Here is a 19319-nt window from a genome sequence, read left to right as displayed (position 1 = left end):
GAAATGGGGCGAAAGTCTGTGGACTCTGTGTAAGACAGTACATGGTTTTTTAACTGTGGTATGCGACGGTGGTGGAAGCAGAAACTTAAATCGTGAGGTTTAGGAATCGCCGCACTTTTAGGGCGGCGAGGATGTCAACTTTGCTCAAAAATATCGATGAATAAGCAAAAATTTCTTAATTCCCCGCAGTCTTATCAGCCGCTGCTATCTTGTTTGCGCCGAAGTGCCGAAGCTTGAGATAATCAGATAGCTATCATCTCAAAAACTATCACCATGACGATCGATCCGCAACAACTCATCGAACTAGCTCTCACATCGGGAGCGGTGGCAGCCGAAGTTTATCAATCTTCCTCCCTTTCCCATCCCGTTTTTTTTGAGGCTAATCGTCTCAAACAGCTAGAAAGTTCCGAATCCGTGGGAACTGCCTTAAGATTATGGCGCGAGGGTTGTCCAGGGTTAGCGGTGGGTTATGGTGATGTGGAACCGGAAATTTTAGTAGAAACAGCGTTAAATTTATCCTATCTCAATGCCCCAGAAGAAATCGAATTTTCGGCACCACGACAGGCAATTTATGACCCGATTGGGCAAGATGTGGCGGTAGAATCTTTAATCGAGATGGGTAATCAAATGATTGGCCAAATTCGCCAAGTTTATCCTGAGGTTATTTGTAGTGGTGAATGGGAATGTGAACGGGAAATCACCCGTTTGGTTAATTCCCAGGGTTTATATTGTCAATATACCGATACAGCTTTGAGTTATTATCTGGGGATTGAATGGGTACGGGGGGAGGATTTTCTGGCGGTTTATGATGGGGAATATACCCGCATTACACCTCATCCCGATACGGTAATTAAACAGTTATTGCAGCGACTACAATGGGCAGCCAATAATGTGGATAGTCCCACGGGAAAATTACCAATTTTATTTACGGCTAATGCAGTTACCCTGTTATGGGGTACCGTGGAGATGGCTTTAAATGGTAAACAGATATTAGAAAAGTCTTCGCCCTGGAGTGATAAAATCGGTCAATTGGTTATGTCAGAACAGTTGACTTTATCTCAACAACCGGAGCGAGAACCCTATAGTTGTCCCTTTGATGATGAGGGAACTCCTACCAAATTTTTATCTTTAATTGAACGAGGTAGAGTTAAGGAATTTTATAGCGATCGTACCACGGCCAGATTATTAAAAACTACTCCGACGGGAAACGGTTTTCGTCCCGGGTTAGGGGTTTATCCTATGCCAGATTTAGTTAATCTAATCGTGGCACCGGGAGAGGGAACTTTAGAGGATTTAATCTCGCAAATAGATGAAGGTCTAGTTATTGACCAAATTTTAGGTCATGGGGCCGATATTTCGGGCGATTTTTCTGTCAATATCGATCTGGGTTATCGCATAGAAAAGGGCAAAATCACCGGACGAGTTAAAGATACAATGGTGACGGGAAATGTTTATACAGCTTTGCAGAATTTAATCGCTCTGGGGGCCGATAATCAATGGAATGGCTCCTGTTATACTCCCTCGCTAATCGTTGATAGTTTATCGGTGGTGGGGTAAAAATGTGGCGTTGTCAAATTGAAAGATGCTCCTAATCAGCACCGGAACTGAAATTAACTCCCCCTACTTTTTGGGGTTAATTCTTTGGAGCTTTATTTGACCTGAAAAGAGGGGGTTTGCAGGCAGGCACGGATTCCCATTCTATAAGAAATTATCTGTCAAGTCGTGGGGTTTTGTCAAGCTTTTTGGGAAAAAAAATTTAACCGACACTCAAGGGGAGAAAATTGTCAGCAGAGATATTATTTAATTCCCCCTGTGAGTCGGTATTTTCTAGCTTGGCATTAACGCTTTAGTTGCCGAGGCACCAAGGCGATTTAATTGCCGATTAATTTGCCATCCGACGAGGGTTAAACCCAACCACTGACTGAAGATTGCCAAAGCGAAAGAGGGAAATGTAGCGTATTTAGTAGCGGCAATGGGAAGAAAAGTAAAAAACCATAAAAGCGGAGATTGACTGGGATTAACTCTCAAGACAGCAAAACAGAGGAAGGGGAAAATAATCAAAATGCCGATGCTAGTGGCTGCCAGCAAAGCGCGTTTATTTGTGCTGGCTAACATCAATAATTGGGCGATAGCGGCATAGACTAAAATCATGTTCATTGCCAAGATAAACCCGGCTGCAGTGGCTAGTTTATATTGATGGAGAGGGGCGATAAAAATAGCGGGAAGAATGAATAAAATGGCAATGGCGACGTTAATAGCCATGGCTAGGGTAGAAGGACTTTTTTCGCCAAAGATTAAAGCTTTTCCCAGACTAATGCCCGTTTTTCCTTGCAAATGACGATAGCGAGTCCAATCTTGGAGAGTTTGACGGGGGGGAGTGAGGGCAAAAAGGATTAACAAGCCAAAAATTGCCACAAAAACGCTAAGAATCGCAAAATTATCGAAAATATAGCTCGGTTGCAGAGTTTGGAAGACAAAACCTAGGCTAATAGCGCTAAAACAGCCCATCATCCAGTAACTTTGGGGTTTACTAACAAGAGTAGCGAGGGGATTATGGAAGCGACGCTGGAGAACTCGGGTTAAACCGTAGGTACAGAGGGCAAAATTGAGCAAAATTAAGCTAATACCCACTATAACCGATTGCCAGAGAGATTGACCGTACCAACGCAGCCCGAAGATTTGTGAGATTCCTAGATAGCGTACCGCATCGGGGGGGAGAAAAGTAGATTTAACTAGATAGGGGAGGACAAAACTAGGATTAAAGAAAATTAACCAATCAAAGGGGGTACGGGAACCGCCATAGCCCGATAAAGTAAAAATAGTGCTATAAAACACAAAGATTAAGACTGTAGCACTGCCTAACCAGGGTTGAAATCCCCCTAACCATGGCGTGGCTAAAGCGAAACTAAGGGCGGCATGATAGAAAAAGGCACAACTAGCGATCAGAACCGCGTAGAAGGCTAAAATTAATGACAAGGGAATACCTGCTAATAAACCCGCCCCCAAGTGAAAGGGTAAAGCGAGAAGACAGACGAGATAGAGGAGAATGGGAACCCCGAAAATTTTGCCGATAAAAATCGTTCTGGCGGGTTGGGGACTCAGACGGATAAAATTAAGTGTACCCCGGCGCTCTTCCCCGGAAAGATCGGCGATTAATTGATAGGTTCCCACCACTAAAAGAGCGAAAATGCCGGTAATACTCAGAAAAGTGAAGATATCTAACCACCATAACCGGGAGATAATCATCCATTGACCATTTAGGTCTTGGATACAGTATTTAAGCCCACTATAGGGGTAATAATCGTTGTTATTGGGGGGATTAGCAGTACAGTAACGACTAAATCCCTCCCCTACCGGCAAGAGATTTTGATAGTATAAATAAACTAATAATTGACCAACTAGGGAGATAATCGAGGCGATCGAGATATTTTTCGGGGTTAATCTTCCTTGCCATTCTCGCATAATTTGCGGGTTGGTTTCCGTAAGGCGATCGATTATTGTCGCTATCATATTTTTGTCCTCTCTACAGCCGTTATCAGGAGCTAATCCTAGATTAACCCGGCAACTTCTCGATCGGTTCGGGGAGGAAGAAATCCATCGAGAGCCGGCTAAGATTCCAGAAAAGGGAATCAAAAAAATTTTACTTGCGGGTCGAAGAAAAGGGAAAAGTGCCAGACCAGTGAGCTTCTGTTTTACACTAGAATTTGGCCGCCTGAATCTAGATCTATGCCCACTCTGACCCTCAATTTTCCCCTAACTGCCGTTGTCGGCCAAGAAGCGATCAAATTAGCCCTACTCTTAGCCGCCGTGGATCCCGCCCTGGGGGGTGTGGTGATTGCCGGTCGTCGGGGAACCGCCAAATCAGTCATGGCGCGAGCGATACATTCCTTACTGCCACCGATCGAAATTATTGCAGGTAATGTCTTTAATTGTGATCCCAATAATGCCGACGAATGGGACGATCGCACTAAAGAAGAATATAGCAGTGGAGAGGTCGCCACGGAAGTTATCCGGGCCCCTTTCGTGCAGATTCCCCTAGGAGTCACGGAGGATCGTTTATTGGGTTCCGTCGATGTGGAAGAATCGGTGAAACAGGGGGAACCAGTCTTTCAACCCGGTTTATTAGCCAGCGCCCATCGGGGAATTCTCTACATCGATGAAATTAATCTACTTGATGACCAAATTGCTAACCAATTACTCACAGTTTTAAGCGAAGGACGTAACCAAATCGAACGGGAAGGCATCAGTTTTCAACATCCCTGTAAACCAATCCTGATCGCTACTTATAACCCGGAAGAAGGGGATTTACGAACCCATTTATTAGATAGAATTGCCATTGCTCTTTCCGCCGATGGTGTCCTCAGTTTAGACCAACGAGTAACCGCCGTCAATCAGGCGATCGAGTATGCTGTTTCTCCCAGCGCTTTTATCGCCCAATATGCCCAAGAAATGGACGATCTAAAAACCGAAATTATTCTGGCGAGGGAATGGTTAAAAGAGGTAAAAATTAAACCCGAACAAATTAGTTATCTAGTGGAGGAAGCGGTGCGCGGTAGGGTAGAAGGTCATCGCGCCGAGATTTTTGCCGTGAGAGTAGCCAAGGCGGCCGCCGCTTTAGAAGGTCGGGATGTAGTCAGTGCCGATGACTTAAAAAGAGCCGTCGAATTAGTTATTGTACCTCGATCGCTGATTACGCCACCACCTCCGGAACAGGAACAACAGCCCCCACCGCCGCCACCACCACCGGAACCGCCCCAAGACGAAAACCAGCAGGAACAGGAAGAAAAAGAGGAGGAGAAAGAGGAGGAAAAAGAACCGGAACAGCCGGATAATCTGCCAGAAGAATTTGTTTTTGACCCAGAAGGGGTTTTACTGGATCCCAGTGTGCTGTATTTTGCCCAGATGGCCCAGCGTCAGGGGAAATCGGGGGCGCGTAACCTGATTTTCTCGGAAGATAGGGGACGTTATATTAAGCCGATGTTACCCCGGGGCAAGGTGAAAAGAGTCGCCGTCGATGCCACTCTCCGGGCGGCCGCCCCCTATCAAAAAGCCCGTCGCTTGAGGAATCCCGAACGTCATGTGATTATAGAAGAAGGGGATCTGCGCTCAAAACGGCTGGCCCGCAAGGCCGGTTCTTTAATTGTCTTTGTGGTCGATGCCTCCGGTTCCATGGCCCTGAATCGGATGCAGTCGGCTAAAGGTGCGGTCATGCGTCTGTTAACGGAAGCTTACGAAAATCGCGACCAGATTGCCCTGATTCCTTTCCGGGGTGAGCGAGCAGATGTACTATTACCGCCAACCAAATCGATTACCCTAGCGAAAAAACGTCTAGAAACCCTGCCCTGTGGCGGCGGTTCCCCCTTAGCCCACGGTTTAACCCAAGCGGTTCATGTGGGGATGAATGCCCGTTTATCGGGGGATATCGGTCAAGTGGTGATTGTGGCGATTACCGACGGTAGAAGTAATATTCCTTTGGCGAAATCTTTAGGCGAACCGATTCCGGAGGGGGAAAAACCGGATATTAAGGCAGAACTGCTCGATATTGCCGCTAAAATTCGCTCTTTAGGCATTAAACTGCTGGTCATCGATACGGAGAAAAAATTCGTCTCCACTGGTTTTGCCAAAGAATTAGCCCTAAAAGCCGGGGGTAAATATTATCATCTACCCCGGGCCACGGAACAAGCGATCGCATCTATGGCGCGAGGGGCAATTGCGGGACTGTAGCTGGGGTTTGCGGCAAAAAGTTTTTCGGTGGTGGCAGGGTGTGGGGTGTTAGCCTCAACTCCAATCCCCGCTTGGGATTTACTTCGACCAAGCCCAAAATCGCTGAAACCCAGATATATCAAGGAAAATCATAAATCGAGGTTAACCCTTTGTCCCGTAATGTGCTGACCGAAAACGCATAAGTCCCACTAACGGAAGATTTTTGATTTTGGCAGGAGAGCTAATATTGAGATGTACTCCTAAAAATTAGCTATTGACTCGAATTTTGCTGATTTTCTGTTTGTTTCCCGGTCTGGTGTGACAGCATCTAGAAAAACTTAACAATAATCAGCAATAAGCGAGAGATATACTACAAACAAACATTAGTAAGTTTTAATTAAGAGAACTATGAGCTTTCGATTTGGCAAAATCTTGATAGCAGGGGTATTGGCGGTACTTTTGCTAGTAACTTCCTGTGCTAAAGCTCCCTCACAATTTGACCAAGCGCAACAAGAAAGTACCGCTCGCGGGGCGGCGGCAGTGGTGAAAGAATCCACCTCTGGCGGCAGTTTTAATCGGTTTTTCCCGCCTTCTGGGGGAGGATACGAGCGCGTCTATACCCAGGAGAAAAAAGGCTTTGCTGAGGCAAAACTGAAGCAAGATGGCAAAGTTCTGGCTATGTTAGCCATATCTGACATCAGCAATAATCCCGCCGCGGCCAATAAATTCCAAGACAGTCAAACCACAATTAAAGGTTTTCCCTCTGTGGAACAGGGTGCAACCGCCAGCGCCGTTTTAGTCAATAATCGTTATCAAGTCAAGGTTTTATCGCGGGATGCGGATTTTACCGCCAGCGATCGCCAAGCTTGGTTAGCTAAGTTCGATTTAGATGGTCTAGCAAAGTTAAAGTAAGGAGACATCCGTGAGTAAGCCAATTTTTGAACTGGTGGACGAATTACCGACTAATAATCTCACCGTCAAAGTTCTCAAAACCCTTGATTATGTCGTGCCGGGACAGTGGGATAACCTAGTCGGGTTTAAAAATACGATTATCACAGTCACCGGCGAAACCGACGAAAGCATGATCCAACAGATTGGCGATCGAGCCGTTTGGTTGTTTAATGATCAATCCCAGGGCTATCAACGGGCGCTCTGGCTCTACCAAACCATCGACAGCGCCGATAATGCCCTAGCCGCCGCCTCTCTTGCTAATGCCGTCGGTGGTAAAATTCCCCTCATGGGCGGTTTAATCGAAAAATTAACCCCTGCCCCCGAAAAAGCGCAAACCATCGATCTAACTTTGAAATTAGTGACAGAATTAGTCGCTTTTTGTCAAATTAATGGCATTCCGGGCGATAGTATCGATGATTTCGTCGCTTCTCTGGGAGATTATAGCGGCGAATCCCTGATGCGGATGGCGGCGTTAGTTTGTTTGGATGGTTTAATTCCCCTGGGGGGCAGTTTTATCCGGAAAGTGGAATCGGGCCTCAGCATTCTCACCCCGGAAGAATTAGAATCTAACTCCACTTTCGGCAGTATTAAAGAATTGATTCCGGGGGGAAATACTGCCAGAAAATTAGACTTTATCGGTCAAAGTTTCGACTCCACTAAAGGTTGGATGAGTAGTTTTGTCAGCCAGCGCAGTTTGAGCCAGCAGGGATTATTGAGCAAAATTCAGGGATTTATCGACTTTTCTGCCGATAAATTGGTATATGTTGGGGCATTCCTCGATATGACCACCAATTACTATGAACATACCGGTATTCAAACCCTGGCTCGTCGTTTAATCGAAAGAGCCGTGGCGGAAATTTAAGTGGCACCGGGGGCAGGGATGGACAGACCGATACCAAATCGGTTTTTAATAGCATGATTAAGTCCCAATTCAACTTTAAAAACCCAGTTATGGATGGTTTCCCCCTGCTCCGGCACTCACCCACTTTCCTATACCTTTTCCACAGGGTTTAGTATTATAATATCCCCTCCTTAGCCCCTCAAGGTCATGAATCAGGCACAACTTATCCATGCCGCTAAACTCCAGGAGCCAGCCGCTATTATTGCTCTACTTAACCAAAGTCTCTTAACCAGAAAAATAGAGGTTGTTGAAGCCACCCCACAAGAAAATGCCCTGACTCTAAAAGTTCAATCCAAAAATATACCCAATCAACACAAGTTATTACCTTTTTTGTCGGCAGAAATCAAAAGCTTGGGCATCGATGGATTAGAACAAGTGATCGTTTACGGTATGACCGAGGAATCCGATATCCCCGCTTGGCAAGAATCGATAATCCTGAGTCAAGATGATTTAATCGTCAATCGTGTCACCAAATTAAACTCTTTGCCGATAATAACCGCAGAAATCGCCGAAAATGACCCGGAAGATGCGCCAGAAGCTTTGGAAGACTCTGAAACAACTGAAGAAAAAGCCCTAGAAAAACGGGAGGAGTTCACTGAAGCTGCTGAGAATATTGTGGCGACTGGTGAGCGATTTTCCCTATCTCATCGGAGACACTCCTCTTTTCCCCTCAGTATAATTTTGCCTTACCTAGCGATCGGTTTTGGCACTGGAATTATTATAGGTGCTTACTTTGGCTATCAAAAAGCAGTGAGTGAAATGTACGCACAACCCGGAGCGCTCGAACAACCCCGATAAATTTTCCTGTCCCCAACCTGATATGATCGAAATTGGCGATCTTGCGATTAAGACCAATGCAAAATTTTCCTATCTCTAAACCCCAATGATTTAGGGCTTTTTTTCTTGGGAATTTGTCGGTAAGGACAGCAGCAACAGTTGATTTTTTATCTTTAGCCCCACATATCTAACCGCTCATGTCTATGGAAGAAGCCTTGAAACTCCTAAAAGAATATGGATGTATTCAACTAAAAATTGCCCAATCCCCCGAAGAAGAAGAAGCTCTAAGACAGGCAATTTTATTAGTTAACCAAGGTTCGGAATCAATTAATTTAGGTATCTGTGCCGATAACAATGAAGAGGGATTTAAAGCCCTGAAAAGTTATCTACAAGCCCTGGGATACCCCCTACCTAATAGTCTCCCAGAAGACCAACCAGAACAGGGAGCGGTGTATATTAAATACAATACCCAAAGACAAGCTTCCTATCTCGATTCCTATACGGGAACCTATCGCGGTGTCCTGGTTTCTTGTCAGTCAGAAAATGATCAATTAGTCGGTACTTATGGTCACTTTCCCCTCGATTTATTCTCTTAAGAGGCATAGTTTTTGGGTTATTTAAGCGATTAACCATCAGCCGGACAGTGATTACTGTTTACAAATAAGAGGCAAAAAGCTCCCCACTCCTGTCCACTGAATTCTCTTTCCTGACTCTTGTTAACTTTTTACCTGAAAAAAATATGTATTTGTTAATTCCAGCAGCGGGAATGGGTAAACGGATGGGCAGCGATCGCAATAAATTACTGCTCACCCTGCACGGAAAACCTCTCCTGGCTTGGACTTTGCTGGCTGCCATGGAATCGAGGGCAATTATCTGGATTGGCATCATGGCACAACCGGAAGACTTTGAGGATATCCGAGAAATTATCACCCCTATAAATGCCCTTAAACCCGTGCAAATCATCCAAGGAGGTGAAACCAGACAAAAATCGGTTTATAATGGCTTACAAGCCCTACCAGAGGGGGCTGAGACGGTTTTAATTCACGATGGGGCGCGCTGTTTAGCCACTCCCGAATTATTTGATCGCTGTGCCGCCGCTTTAGCCACTTGTCAGGGTTTCATTGCGGCGATTCCGGTGAAAGATACGATTAAAATTGTCGATAGCAAGGGCTGGATTGAGGATACACCGGATCGCTCGCAGTTGTGGGCGGCCCAAACGCCCCAGGGTTTTCAGGTAAAATTATTAAAAGAATGTCATGAACAGGGCCGAAAATTAGATTGGGAAGTCACCGACGATGCCGCCTTATTAGAAAAATGTGGTTTTCCCGTCAAAATTGTCGTCGGTGAAGAAACTAACTTAAAAATTACGACTCCGGGAGATCTGGCAATTGCCGAATATATTTTAAGTCAACGTTTATAATTTTTCATCTACTTTAACGCCGTCCCGTTTAATAATACGAGCGGGAATACCCACCACCACACAATTAGGTGGAACATCTTTGACTACCACTGAATTTGCGCCCACGGTGACATTATCGCCGATGGTAATGTTTCCTAAGACTTTAGCACCGGCGGTAATCCTGACATTATTGCCAATTTTGGGGCGACCGCTTTTATCTTTATAGCCAATTGTTACCTGTTGATTAATCCAACAGTTATCGCCCAAATCCGCCATAACAATCGTACTAAAACCGTGTTGAATAAATAATCCTTTGCCAATCGAACAGGAAGAATCTAGAAATAAATAGGAACTTTCTCGATAGAAAAACCTAAGAATATACATAAAAAAACGGCTGAATGAACCACCTTGAAAAAGACGACAATAATATAAATTTCTAAATTCTTTTGCCTCCAGACACAGAGCTAACAATTGTAACCAATCTGCTCTTTTTTCCCAACCTAATAACTCTACCCAACGCCGCACATCACCTAAGATAAGTTCTCGATTGTTAGCTACCTGAAAAGCAATGATTAAGGGTGAGAGCCAAAGAATACCCACATAGAAAAATAATTTTCGGAAGAAACTTTTCATCGTTGGTCTAAAATAATTGACGATAGACTTGCTTTTTGTTGCTATTGATTATAGTAGTATTGTAGCGAATAGTTCAACCGTCCCCCGTTTATTGGACTCCAACGATGTCAACTACCTTGCAGTTCTTTCCCGAAGTATCCGTGATCGTGCCAATTTATAACGGAGAGAAAGATCTACCCCCTCTCATTGATTGTTTAGCCAAACAGACCTATCCCCGTCAATTAGTTGAATATATTTTAGTTGATAATAATAGTAGCGATCGCACGGCAGAATTATTAGGAAAGGCAGCAGAAGAACAGCGGGGACTGAACCTGATCATTTTAAGCGAAAATCAGATACAAAGCTCCTACGCTGCTCGCAACAAAGGGATCAAAAGCGCTCGTTATCCTTTTCTGGCCTTTACCGATGCCGATTGTCGTCCCGCACCGCAATGGTTGACAGAATTGATCCAACCCTTTAGTGATCCTAACATCGGTCTGGTAGTGGGTGAAATTGCTGCCTTAACTGGTTCCACTTGCTTGGAAAAGTATGCAGAACGTCGTAACTTTATGTCACCAAAATTTCTTTTAGAACATTCTTTTTGTCCCTACGGTCAAACTGCTAACCTCGCTATTCGTCGAGAAGCTTTTCAAAAAGTTGGTTTATTTCGTCCTTATTTAACTACCGGTGGTGATGCCGATATCTGTTGGCGTATTCAACAACAAACCGACTGGCAATTAACCTACGCACCAGAGGCAATTATTTACCATCGTCATCGTTCCACCTTAGAAGACTTAAGAAGTCAATTAAAACGTTATGGGCGCTCGAATCGCTATCTTCACGAATTGTATGGTGTCGAATTGATGCGACCTTTAACCAATCAAGAGTTATTTTTTACTCTCAGTCGTTGGTTATTAAAAGAGCTACCAAAAAATACTCTCAAGTTACTGTTTGGTCAAGCAGATTTAGTAGATTTATTGGCTACTCCCCTCGATTTAATTGGGTTTCAGTCCCGCAGCCAAGGACAAGCCACGGCTAAACTACCCGAAAAAGCTAAAGAAATCGAATGGCTTTAATTCAGTTATCAGTTATCAGATGTGAGTTTTCAGTTATCAGATGTGAGTTTTCAGTTATCAGTGATCAGTTATCGGTTATCAGATGTAAGTTTTCAGTTCACTGATTACTGATTACTGATTACTGTTTACTGATTAAGGTTTCCTCTATGGTTTCTCCCTGAGTGAAACATCCCGGAAGATCCTTAATTTCTGATACATATCCCCCGTCATCATCAGGATAAATTGTTATTGGATATTTTAGCCTCAAATAAAACTCTAATGATTCAAGCTTAGTTTTATTACTTGTACTCTTATTTTTACCTCTTTAAAGTTAGTAAATAGGATAAATGTAAGTAGGTAGGTATTAAAAACTTTCAGATGCCCCCCTTATTAAGGGGGGATTAAGGGGGGACTAAGGGGGGATCGGCACCCCCCTTATCAAGGGGGGCAGGGGGGATCGAACCTAAAATCCATTTTAAATTTAATTATAACCAGCTACTTATTTTGAATAAATACTCAGAAAACATCAAGAAGGGAATCAGCTTTAAACCTTTTCGGTCAACTATCCATTCCCCTATTCTGGCGCTCCAGGCTTCAAAGTGGGGGACAAAATGAGGTAAGGTAAAAAAGCTGTGCCGATAACCGAGACTATGACCGTTGAATGGCAATCCGTAAAAACCTACGAGGATATTCTTTACCATAAATGGGGGGGAATCGCCAAAATCACTATAAATCGCCCCCATAAGCGTAATGCCTTCCGTCCGAAGACAGTTTTTGAGCTTTACGACGCTTTCTGTGATGCTCGCGAGGATGCCCGCATTGGGGTAGTATTGCTCACGGGTGCAGGTCCCCACAGCGACGGCAAATATGCTTTTTGTTCCGGCGGCGATCAGACGGTGCGCGGTCAGGCGGGTTATATTGGCGATGATGGCGTACCCCGGCTCAATGTGCTGGATTTACAGAAATTAATTCGCTCCATCCCCAAGGTAGTTATCGCGCTGGTGGCAGGTTATGCGGTCGGGGGCGGTCATGTTTTACACTTGGTTTGTGATTTAACCTTAGCAGCGGATAACGCCATTTTTGGCCAGACCGGTCCGAAAGTGGGCAGTTTTGACGGCGGTTTCGGCTCTAGTTATCTAGCCCGGGTGGTCGGTCAGAAAAAGGCTCGCGAGATTTGGTTTCTCTGTCGGCAGTATAACGCCCAACAAGCTTTAGAAATGGGTTTGGTTAACCATGTCGTCCCGGTGGAGGAATTAGAGCGGGAAGGGATTAAATGGTCCTTAGAAATTCTCGAAAAAAGTCCCTTGGCGATTCGCTGCCTAAAATCGGCTTTTAATGCTGATTGTGATGGTCAAGCGGGTTTACAGGAGTTAGCGGGCAATGCCACTTTACTCTACTATATGACCGCCGAAGGAGCCGAAGGTAAACAGGCTTTCCTCGAAAAACGTCCCCCCGATTTTAGTCAATATCCTTGGCTACCCTAATCAGTTATCGGTGAACAGTAATCAGTGAAAAGAAAGCAGAAAACCGCCTTGTAATACTGCTCACTTAATACTCCCTACTCCTACTGATCACCGATCACTGATCAGCTATGCTAGTTTAGAGAGAGTAGTTAGGTTCGGTAGCAGCATTGGTTTCAAACAGAAGTGGTTTTTCCCTGATGGCCTTGACTGGGTTGTGTCCGATCTCCTTCTCGAAATGGCTGTGATATTGGGAGACAATCCATGACGATTTACGTTGGTAATCTGGTTTATGACGTCACGACAGATGACTTGAAAGAGGTATTCGCTGAATACGGCACAGTTAGTCGCGTTTACTTGCCCGTAGATCGGGAAACGGGTAAAATGCGCGGTTTTGGTTTTGTGGAAATGTCCTCCGATGAGGAAGAAGCAAAAGCGATCGAAACTCTTGACGGGGCCGAATGGATGGGACGACAGATGAAAGTCAATAAAGCTCGTCCCAAAGAAGATAATTTTGGCGGTGGTGGCCGCGGTGAGCGCAAAAATTTCGGTCGCCGCGAACGTTAAAGAGATTCTTGGAAAATTGCAGAAGCGGTTATTTTTGATAACCGCTTTCCTATGGATAATTAATCAATCTGCGTTTGTTTTCTAACATCCTAATACTCCATAGGGACATTTCATCGTTTTGACGAAAAAAGCTAACGGACGCGAGGATATCCGTTCGTCCATAGATTTTGAGAATGTTATCAGGGAAAATCAAGATTTGATTCGCACCCACTCCCGCCTACCTTATTTGTTCTAATTTTCCCATCATCATCCAACCGCTGCCATAAACTTTGACAAAAAATGAAGATAGCAATCATCACAGCAACTCCCCAAAATGTCAAGCTCGGAAGTGGTACCTTCGTTGGGAATATCCATCTGACTAACGAGTTGCGCTCCCAGGGTCATATCGTTGATGTCTTCTCGCCAACCAAAGCATCGGGGCCGTTAGGCTATATGGCGCATCGCTTTCTTTGGAATTGGCGACTCGATCCCCGTCGCTTTGACCACTATGATCTGGTGGTGGGTTACGATATGGATGGTTACGCCATCAGCGATCGCCTGAAAGTACCCTTTATCGTTTATATTCACGGTATTATTGCCGATGAAGCCACCTTTGAGCGGGGTTGGGTGCGAACTTCCTTAGAATTGATGGCAAAGGCCGAGAAAGTGAGCGTCCATCGTGCGGATCTGGTCATCTCTACCAGTGAGTATTCCCGTACTAGACTCAAGCAACTTTATCAGTACGATGGCAATATCGAAATTGTTCATTCTCTAATTGATCTTAAAGGGTGGGATGCAGCGGTCGCCTCGGTCAAGTATGAGGAAAGAAACCGCGAGCAGAGGAGGCCGACGGTGTTTTGTGTCGGTGTCCAGTATCCTCGCAAAAATGTTGCTACTTTGATCCGCGCCGCCGCAATTCTCCGCCGTCAAATACCCGATGTAGAGGTACGAATTGCCAGCAAAGGTCCTGAATGGAATAATTTACGCCGTCTAGCACAAGAACTCAATTTAGAGCAAAATGTTACTTTTCTCGGCTATCTTTCCTATCAAGAACTGATCCAAGAATATCTTGATTGTCAAGTTTTTTGTTTACCTAGTCTGCAAGAAGGATTTGGCCTAGTTTTTGCTGAAGCTATGGCCAGTTATAAACCGATTGTCGCCAGTCGTTCCTCCTCGACACCGGAGTTGATTGAAGATGGTGTACAAGGTCTATTAGCCAATCCCTTAGATGCCGAAGATTTAGCGACTAAATTAGCGGAAGTGCTTCTCAATCCAGAAAAAGCTCGTTCCTTAGGGAAGGCAGGTAGAGCGAAAGTTTCAGAATTTGATGCCCCGATTATTGCCCAACGTTTCAGTCAGTTATTAACCAATTTTCTGGAAAAATAGATTAACTTTGAGAATAAAAGTTCAACCACTAACGCACAGCGTATAAATGGAAAATATCCACGAATGTCAAAGGTAGTAATTCTCTTTTTTCTAGTTGAATTTTGAAGCCATTGTCTGCCAGCATTTGGCTTATTTGCTTTAAGCGTCCCTTTTGATCGTGAATTTCAGCCACTATTTGCTTGATTTTCGGCCAGTCTTTAGCTTCGATGCCTTGAAATACTTCGTATTCTTCTCCTTCCACGTCAATTTTCAGTAAGTCAATGGAGTCAATACCGAGTTCATTAATTACGGAAGATAGAGTTCTTACTTCACAGGCTACTTGTTCTTTTTCTTGGAAAAACTCTTCAAACAAATTTTCTATTTTTTGGGAATTCTGATCGACTTGAATATCTTCTAATTCAGCCAAGGTATCCTCTGGCTTTGTGGTTGAATTAGCAGACATATTGGGATAAAAAGTAAAGATTTTTGCTGGGTTATTCTCTGAACTTAATCCACAGTTAAATAAAACAACATCCTCTAAAGAATGCAAATGAATATTTTTTTGCAAAACCTCAAAAGTTGGCTTGATTGGCTCAAAGGCGAAAACTTTTGCTGTTGGTTCAACTCCCTTGACAAAAATAGAGAATAGACCGATATTAGCTCCAACATCAAAGATCACATCGCCTTCTTTGATGATGATATTATGCCCTTCATATTGCCTTTCAGTAAATATTTCCGAAAAAATGTATTCTGTTTCCTCTTTGCTACTACTGTAGTAACATTCCAATCCATTAGAAAAAGTAATTTTTTGGGCAATCACCGTTGATGTATGTATAGTTGCGATCTGGGACAAAATTATATTAACACCATGAATGGCTCCCCGTCAAGAATGAGGTAACAAGCCCCCTTCTTTCCAGGGGATAGCTAAAAGCTTTGATGTGCCTAGTTTCTAACCTTCTTTTTAGGTAGGAGAATTGTCAGATTCTGTCTTTTGCCTCTTGCCTTCAAAAGCTGATAACTGATAACTGATAACTGATAACTGATAACTGATAACTGATAACTGAAATGACGGACTTAAGCCACCTTTTTCCGTGACTCAAGGATGGGGTGAATAATTGTCCAGGCTAGGACGATAATTAAAGCCAAGATACCAAAACGAGCCATAGAAGTAACTAACTGGTGCAAGGGGAACAAACGGCCTAAAAAGAAAGATAATGTCACCATAATCGTCGCCCACACCGTTGCCCCACCGAGATTACAGAGGAAAAAGCGACCGTAGGGCATTCGGGCAATTCCCGCCATGGGACCGGCAAAGATTCTTAACAAAGCCACGAAGCGACCGAAAAAGACCGCCCGGGGTGCATTTTTACTAAATTGTTCCTTGGCTAATTCTAGTTTTTGAGGCGGAATACGAAAGAATTTGCCAACTTTTAACAAAAACGGCCAACCTCCAGCGCGACCGAGCCAATAGCCAAAATTATCGCCCAAAACTGCTCCTGTAATTGCGCTGACTAAAACTAACCAATAGTTCAAATCACCGCTACCAGCAAGGAAGCCGCCGACAATGGTGATGGTTTCTCCTGGGATGGGAATCCCGGTATTTTCGAGGGTGATACCGATAAATACTGCCCAGTATCCGTATTGGTGGGCGATTTCTTCAATATTTTCTAGGGATAATAGCTCTAGGGACATGGAGCGCTTTCTTAACAAAGGTTTACGAATATTCTAAGATATTTTTACAGTATTTAACCGTGGCTGAACATGACTTTTCCCAGTATTGATTTATTAGCAATTCGTCGGGGTGAGATAAAAGATTTAGGGGGCATGAACTTGGCAGGGGCTGATTTAGCGGGTGCAGACCTAGCCGGGGCGAATTTACGGGCAAATTTACGCGGTGCTGACCTGACAGGGGCAAATTTAAGGGGAGCAGATTTTCGTAATGCCGATTTACGCGGGGCAATTCTCCTCGATGCGATCGTGACTGGGGCAAGTTTGGCCGGTGCTTTTTTAGCCGGGGCGGTTTTTAATCATCTAGATTTGTCCGGGGCGGATTTTCGCGGTGTCGATGGCCGGGGAGTGAGTTTTGTCGGGGCGATTTTAACCCAAGCGGATTTTACTAGCGCTAATCTGTCCGGAGCAGATCTGTCGGCAACCGATTTAGAGGAAGCAATTTTTTTCGGGGCGATTTTACGGGGAACAAATTTTACTGATGCCAATCTTCTTTGTGCTAGTTTAGCCTCGGCAGTAACCACGGGGGCAATTTTCGAGCGAGCTTGTTTGGAAGGGACAGGATTAACCTAAGTAGGTAGTCGTTAAAAGTTATCAGACACCCCCCTTATCAAGGGGGGACTAAGGGGGGATCGGCACCCCCCTTATCAAGGGGGGCAGGGGGGATCAGAGGCAAAATCTATCTTCAATTTAATTATAACTACTTACTTAAATGGCTGATAGATAAAAGAAGATGAGTTTCTAATCGGTTGCTATCTGCCTCCATAGCTCCAGCTATTCTGAACCATTTAAACCCTTTGCTGCCCAGGGTCTTCTTCTTGTCCAAATTGATCAAGTTTTTGCCATCATCGACCAGAAAATTTAGTTTAATTGTCTGGGTAATCAGTGCAGTTATTGAAGAATTTTCCCCAACCAATTAGGCAATCAACCTAGTTCCTTAAGGGAACCTAGGGGAAAAGATTATGCACAAAAATGATAGGATTGATTGATACCTAGCTGCCGTTAATCGCTATCGATGAAACCTTTACACCAACTTTATCGCTATTTAAGTTTATTTTGCCTCTGTCTTCTTCTGACTGTGGGCTGTCAGTCCACTAATTCCAATTTACCCCAGGGGGATAGGGATATCCTGATGATCGGGACAACCCTAAAACCACGCTCGATCGATCCGGCCGATAGTTATGAGTTAGCAGGACTTTTTATTATTTATAATCTCGGTGAAACTCTCTACACCTACGCGGAAGGAACCACTAATTTAAAGCCTCTCCTGGCCACGGAATTACCGCAAATTAGCCCCGATGGTTTGACCTATACTATCCCAGTACGTCGAGGAGTTATTTTTCATGATGGCACGGTTTTTAACGCAGAGGCGATGAAGTTTTCCCTAGAAAGATTTATCAAAAATGGTGGTGAACCTTCCTTTCTTCTCCGGGATACAATTGATAAAATCACTGCTACCAAAGAAGACGAAATTACTATTAAACTAACCAGACCTTTTGCCGCCTTTCCCGCTCTTTTAGCTTACCCCGGAGCCTGTGCAGTTTCACCCAAATTTTATCAAATTGGCGAGGGTAAATTTAAACCTGAAGAATTTATCGGCACGGGACATTATCGATTAAAAGCAGTTACCAGCGATTCTTTTAGTTTAGAAGCCTTCGATCGCTATTGGGGAGAACCAGCCAAAAATAAGGAAGTTAATGTGCAAATTTATCTCTCGAATCCTGCCAATTTATTTAACGGTTTTCAGACGGGAGCGGTGGATATTGCCTATCAATCTTTACTGCCTCCTCAAGTGAGAAAATTACGCACAGAAGCAGCCCAGGGAAAATCGCAAGCGATCGAATCTTCTGGGGCAGCAATTAACTTTATGAGCGTCAATCTCAAAAGTGAACCCACCCATAATATTTTAGTGCGACAAGCCATTGCTTCTCTAGTCGATCGAGATTTACTTAATGATCGCATTTTACAAGGTCAAGGCATCCCTCTTTTTAGTCTCATTCCTACTACTTTTTCCGAGTCACAACCGGTGTTTAAAGAGCGCTATGGCAACCATAATATAGAGCAAGCCAAACAATTACTAAAAGCCGCTGGTTATAGTCCGGAAAAACCCGCAATTGTAGAAGTTTGGCACTCCTCGGGATCGATTACTTCCAGCAGCGTGGCAGCAGTGATGAAAGCTCTAGCAAAACGGGATTTAGATAATATGATTCAATTTGAACCCAATAGTATCCTAGGAGCGGCCTTTTTCCGTAATATTAGCCGGGGACTTTATACCACTGCTCTATCTAATTGGTATCCCGATTTTTTGGATGCAGATAACTATATTTATCCCTTTTTAGATTGTGCTAAAGGTTCCCCAGAAACTGGCTGCGAAGAAGGAGGATCGCAAAGTCAAGGCTCATTTTTTTACAGTCAAGAAATGAATCAATTAATCGCACAATCCCGTCGGGAAAGTAACCCAGCCAAAAGAAAGCAGATTTTTGGCAAAATTCAAGAAATTCTCGCCGATGAAGTTCCCTATATTCCCCTTTGGCAAACCAAGGAATACGCTTTTGCTCGCCATGGCATCACGGGGGTTATCATCAATCCCAGTCAGACTTTTCCCTTTTGGACAATTGCCAAAAAATCCTGATAATTAATTATTAGGAGTTAGGAGTCAGGGCTCTTCGGTTTGTGTTATGCAATGGACGGGGGTTATAAGGGATGGAACCCTTATAGAGAAAGGCATTTAGCGATTTTTGTCAATTGTTTTTGCTCTAGAGCGAACTAATCAATTAAGTCTCTTGCCAGATAAGGATTTAGTCGATTTATGCCCCCCTATC

General features: G+C 44.1%; 18 protein-coding genes. 13 read left to right on the top strand and 5 right to left on the bottom strand.

Features of this window, described 5'->3' with window-relative positions; all coding sequences use genetic code 11:
- The first annotated feature begins 273 nt into the window (after positions 1 to 273).
- On the top strand, positions 274 to 1557 hold the full coding sequence (locus O9290_RS27175) for a TldD/PmbA family protein (RefSeq protein ID WP_288057326.1): 1284 nt from the start codon (positions 274 to 276) through the stop codon (positions 1555 to 1557).
- A 270-nt stretch (positions 1558 to 1827) separates the two neighbouring features.
- On the opposite strand, the gene O9290_RS27170 is transcribed toward O9290_RS27175, so the two are convergent.
- Positions 1828 to 3510 (bottom strand): hypothetical protein, encoded by a 1683-nt coding sequence (locus O9290_RS27170; protein ID WP_288057325.1) that lies wholly within the window; start codon positions 3508 to 3510, stop codon positions 1828 to 1830.
- A 216-nt stretch (positions 3511 to 3726) separates the two neighbouring features.
- On the opposite strand from O9290_RS27170, the gene bchD reads away from it, so the two are divergent.
- The 6 genes from bchD (at position 3727) to ispD (ending at position 9752) form a co-directional block, all read left to right on the top strand.
- Positions 3727 to 5724, top strand: coding sequence for a magnesium chelatase ATPase subunit D (bchD, locus tag O9290_RS27165; protein WP_288028239.1), 1998 nt, complete (start codon positions 3727 to 3729; stop codon positions 5722 to 5724).
- Positions 5725 to 6111: 387 nt separating this feature from the next.
- On the top strand, positions 6112 to 6615 hold the full coding sequence (locus tag O9290_RS27160; protein ID WP_287739441.1) for a hypothetical protein: 504 nt from the start codon (positions 6112 to 6114) through the stop codon (positions 6613 to 6615).
- Positions 6616 to 6625: 10 nt separating this feature from the next.
- On the top strand, positions 6626 to 7516 hold the full coding sequence (locus O9290_RS27155) for a hypothetical protein (RefSeq protein ID WP_288057324.1): 891 nt from the start codon (positions 6626 to 6628) through the stop codon (positions 7514 to 7516).
- A 186-nt stretch (positions 7517 to 7702) separates the two neighbouring features.
- Positions 7703 to 8353 (top strand): hypothetical protein, encoded by a 651-nt coding sequence (locus O9290_RS27150; RefSeq protein ID WP_288057323.1) that lies wholly within the window; start codon positions 7703 to 7705, stop codon positions 8351 to 8353.
- A gap of 176 nt (positions 8354 to 8529) precedes the next feature.
- Positions 8530 to 8928 carry a DUF1824 family protein gene (locus tag O9290_RS27145; protein WP_002799415.1) on the top strand — a complete coding sequence of 133 codons (399 nt, stop codon included), beginning with the start codon at positions 8530 to 8532 and terminating at the stop codon, positions 8926 to 8928.
- A 143-nt stretch (positions 8929 to 9071) separates the two neighbouring features.
- Positions 9072 to 9752, top strand: a complete 681-nt coding sequence (ispD, locus tag O9290_RS27140) for a 2-C-methyl-D-erythritol 4-phosphate cytidylyltransferase (RefSeq protein ID WP_288028236.1) — start codon at positions 9072 to 9074, stop codon at positions 9750 to 9752.
- Here ispD and O9290_RS27135 read toward each other — a convergent pair.
- A complete protein-coding gene (locus tag O9290_RS27135) occupies positions 9747 to 10364 on the bottom strand; it encodes a serine O-acetyltransferase (RefSeq protein WP_288057321.1) in 618 nt (205 codons plus the stop codon). The genes ispD and O9290_RS27135 overlap by 6 nt on opposite strands.
- A 104-nt stretch (positions 10365 to 10468) precedes the next feature.
- Here O9290_RS27135 and O9290_RS27130 point away from each other — a divergent pair, with 104 nt between their 5' ends.
- The gene (locus O9290_RS27130) at positions 10469 to 11419 is read left to right on the top strand and encodes a glycosyltransferase family 2 protein (protein WP_002761243.1); all 951 of its coding nucleotides are present in this window, start codon (positions 10469 to 10471) and stop codon (positions 11417 to 11419) included.
- Between the two features lie 118 nt (positions 11420 to 11537).
- On the opposite strand, the gene O9290_RS27125 is transcribed toward O9290_RS27130, so the two are convergent.
- The gene (locus tag O9290_RS27125) at positions 11538 to 11666 is read right to left on the bottom strand and encodes a type II toxin-antitoxin system HicB family antitoxin (protein ID WP_071825078.1); all 129 of its coding nucleotides are present in this window, start codon (positions 11664 to 11666) and stop codon (positions 11538 to 11540) included.
- Between the two features lie 382 nt (positions 11667 to 12048).
- On the opposite strand from O9290_RS27125, the gene menB reads away from it, so the two are divergent.
- The 3 genes from menB (at position 12049) to O9290_RS27110 (ending at position 14790) form a co-directional block, all read left to right on the top strand.
- Positions 12049 to 12882, top strand: coding sequence for a 1,4-dihydroxy-2-naphthoyl-CoA synthase (gene menB, locus O9290_RS27120; protein WP_043999569.1), 834 nt, complete (start codon positions 12049 to 12051; stop codon positions 12880 to 12882).
- A 240-nt stretch (positions 12883 to 13122) separates the two neighbouring features.
- Positions 13123 to 13425 carry an RNA-binding regulator gene (rbp, locus tag O9290_RS27115; protein WP_002759510.1) on the top strand — a complete coding sequence of 101 codons (303 nt, stop codon included), beginning with the start codon at positions 13123 to 13125 and terminating at the stop codon, positions 13423 to 13425.
- Positions 13426 to 13704: 279 nt separating this feature from the next.
- Complete coding sequence (locus O9290_RS27110) at positions 13705 to 14790, top strand: glycosyltransferase family 4 protein (protein ID WP_288057317.1); 1086 nt, start codon at positions 13705 to 13707, stop codon at positions 14788 to 14790.
- A gap of 28 nt (positions 14791 to 14818) precedes the next feature.
- Here the strand turns inward: O9290_RS27110 and O9290_RS27105 are convergent, their stop codons facing one another.
- Both O9290_RS27105 and O9290_RS27100 read right to left on the bottom strand, forming a co-directional pair.
- Positions 14819 to 15589, bottom strand: a complete 771-nt coding sequence (locus O9290_RS27105; protein ID WP_288057314.1) for an FkbM family methyltransferase — start codon at positions 15587 to 15589, stop codon at positions 14819 to 14821.
- Between the two features lie 254 nt (positions 15590 to 15843).
- Positions 15844 to 16461: a DedA family protein gene (locus O9290_RS27100; RefSeq protein WP_002759504.1), complete on the bottom strand. Its 618-nt coding sequence runs from the start codon at positions 16459 to 16461 to the stop codon at positions 15844 to 15846.
- A 69-nt stretch (positions 16462 to 16530) separates the two neighbouring features.
- Between O9290_RS27100 and O9290_RS27095 the strand changes: the two genes are divergently transcribed.
- Positions 16531 to 17070, top strand: coding sequence for a pentapeptide repeat-containing protein (locus O9290_RS27095; protein ID WP_002759502.1), 540 nt, complete (start codon positions 16531 to 16533; stop codon positions 17068 to 17070).
- Between the two features lie 442 nt (positions 17071 to 17512).
- Positions 17513 to 19129 (top strand): ABC transporter substrate-binding protein, encoded by a 1617-nt coding sequence (locus tag O9290_RS27090; RefSeq protein WP_288028231.1) that lies wholly within the window; start codon positions 17513 to 17515, stop codon positions 19127 to 19129.
- Positions 19130 to 19319: the final 190 nt, after the last annotated feature.

The organism is Microcystis sp. LE19-41.2A, from assembly GCF_027530405.1.
GTDB classification, from domain to species: Bacteria; Cyanobacteriota; Cyanobacteriia; order Cyanobacteriales; family Microcystaceae; genus Microcystis; species Microcystis aeruginosa.
Note: the sequence above shows the minus strand (reverse complement) of the source record. Positions and strands in the feature narration are given on the sequence as shown.

Coding starts and splice junctions, on each gene's coding strand:
- O9290_RS27175 (WP_288057326.1), top strand. CDS start 274: ATGACGATCGATCCGCAACAACTCATCGAACTAGCTCTCACATCGGGA.
- O9290_RS27170 (WP_288057325.1), bottom strand. CDS start 3,510: ATGATAGCGACAATAATCGATCGCCTTACGGAAACCAACCCGCAAATT.
- bchD (WP_288028239.1), top strand. CDS start 3,727: ATGCCCACTCTGACCCTCAATTTTCCCCTAACTGCCGTTGTCGGCCAA.
- O9290_RS27160 (WP_287739441.1), top strand. CDS start 6,112: ATGAGCTTTCGATTTGGCAAAATCTTGATAGCAGGGGTATTGGCGGTA.
- O9290_RS27150 (WP_288057323.1), top strand. CDS start 7,703: ATGAATCAGGCACAACTTATCCATGCCGCTAAACTCCAGGAGCCAGCC.
- O9290_RS27145 (WP_002799415.1), top strand. CDS start 8,530: ATGTCTATGGAAGAAGCCTTGAAACTCCTAAAAGAATATGGATGTATT.
- ispD (WP_288028236.1), top strand. CDS start 9,072: ATGTATTTGTTAATTCCAGCAGCGGGAATGGGTAAACGGATGGGCAGC.
- O9290_RS27135 (WP_288057321.1), bottom strand. CDS start 10,364: ATGAAAAGTTTCTTCCGAAAATTATTTTTCTATGTGGGTATTCTTTGG.
- O9290_RS27130 (WP_002761243.1), top strand. CDS start 10,469: ATGTCAACTACCTTGCAGTTCTTTCCCGAAGTATCCGTGATCGTGCCA.
- menB (WP_043999569.1), top strand. CDS start 12,049: ATGACCGTTGAATGGCAATCCGTAAAAACCTACGAGGATATTCTTTAC.
- rbp (WP_002759510.1), top strand. CDS start 13,123: ATGACGATTTACGTTGGTAATCTGGTTTATGACGTCACGACAGATGAC.
- O9290_RS27110 (WP_288057317.1), top strand. CDS start 13,705: ATGAAGATAGCAATCATCACAGCAACTCCCCAAAATGTCAAGCTCGGA.
- O9290_RS27100 (WP_002759504.1), bottom strand. CDS start 16,461: ATGTCCCTAGAGCTATTATCCCTAGAAAATATTGAAGAAATCGCCCAC.
- O9290_RS27095 (WP_002759502.1), top strand. CDS start 16,531: ATGACTTTTCCCAGTATTGATTTATTAGCAATTCGTCGGGGTGAGATA.
- O9290_RS27090 (WP_288028231.1), top strand. CDS start 17,513: ATGAAACCTTTACACCAACTTTATCGCTATTTAAGTTTATTTTGCCTC.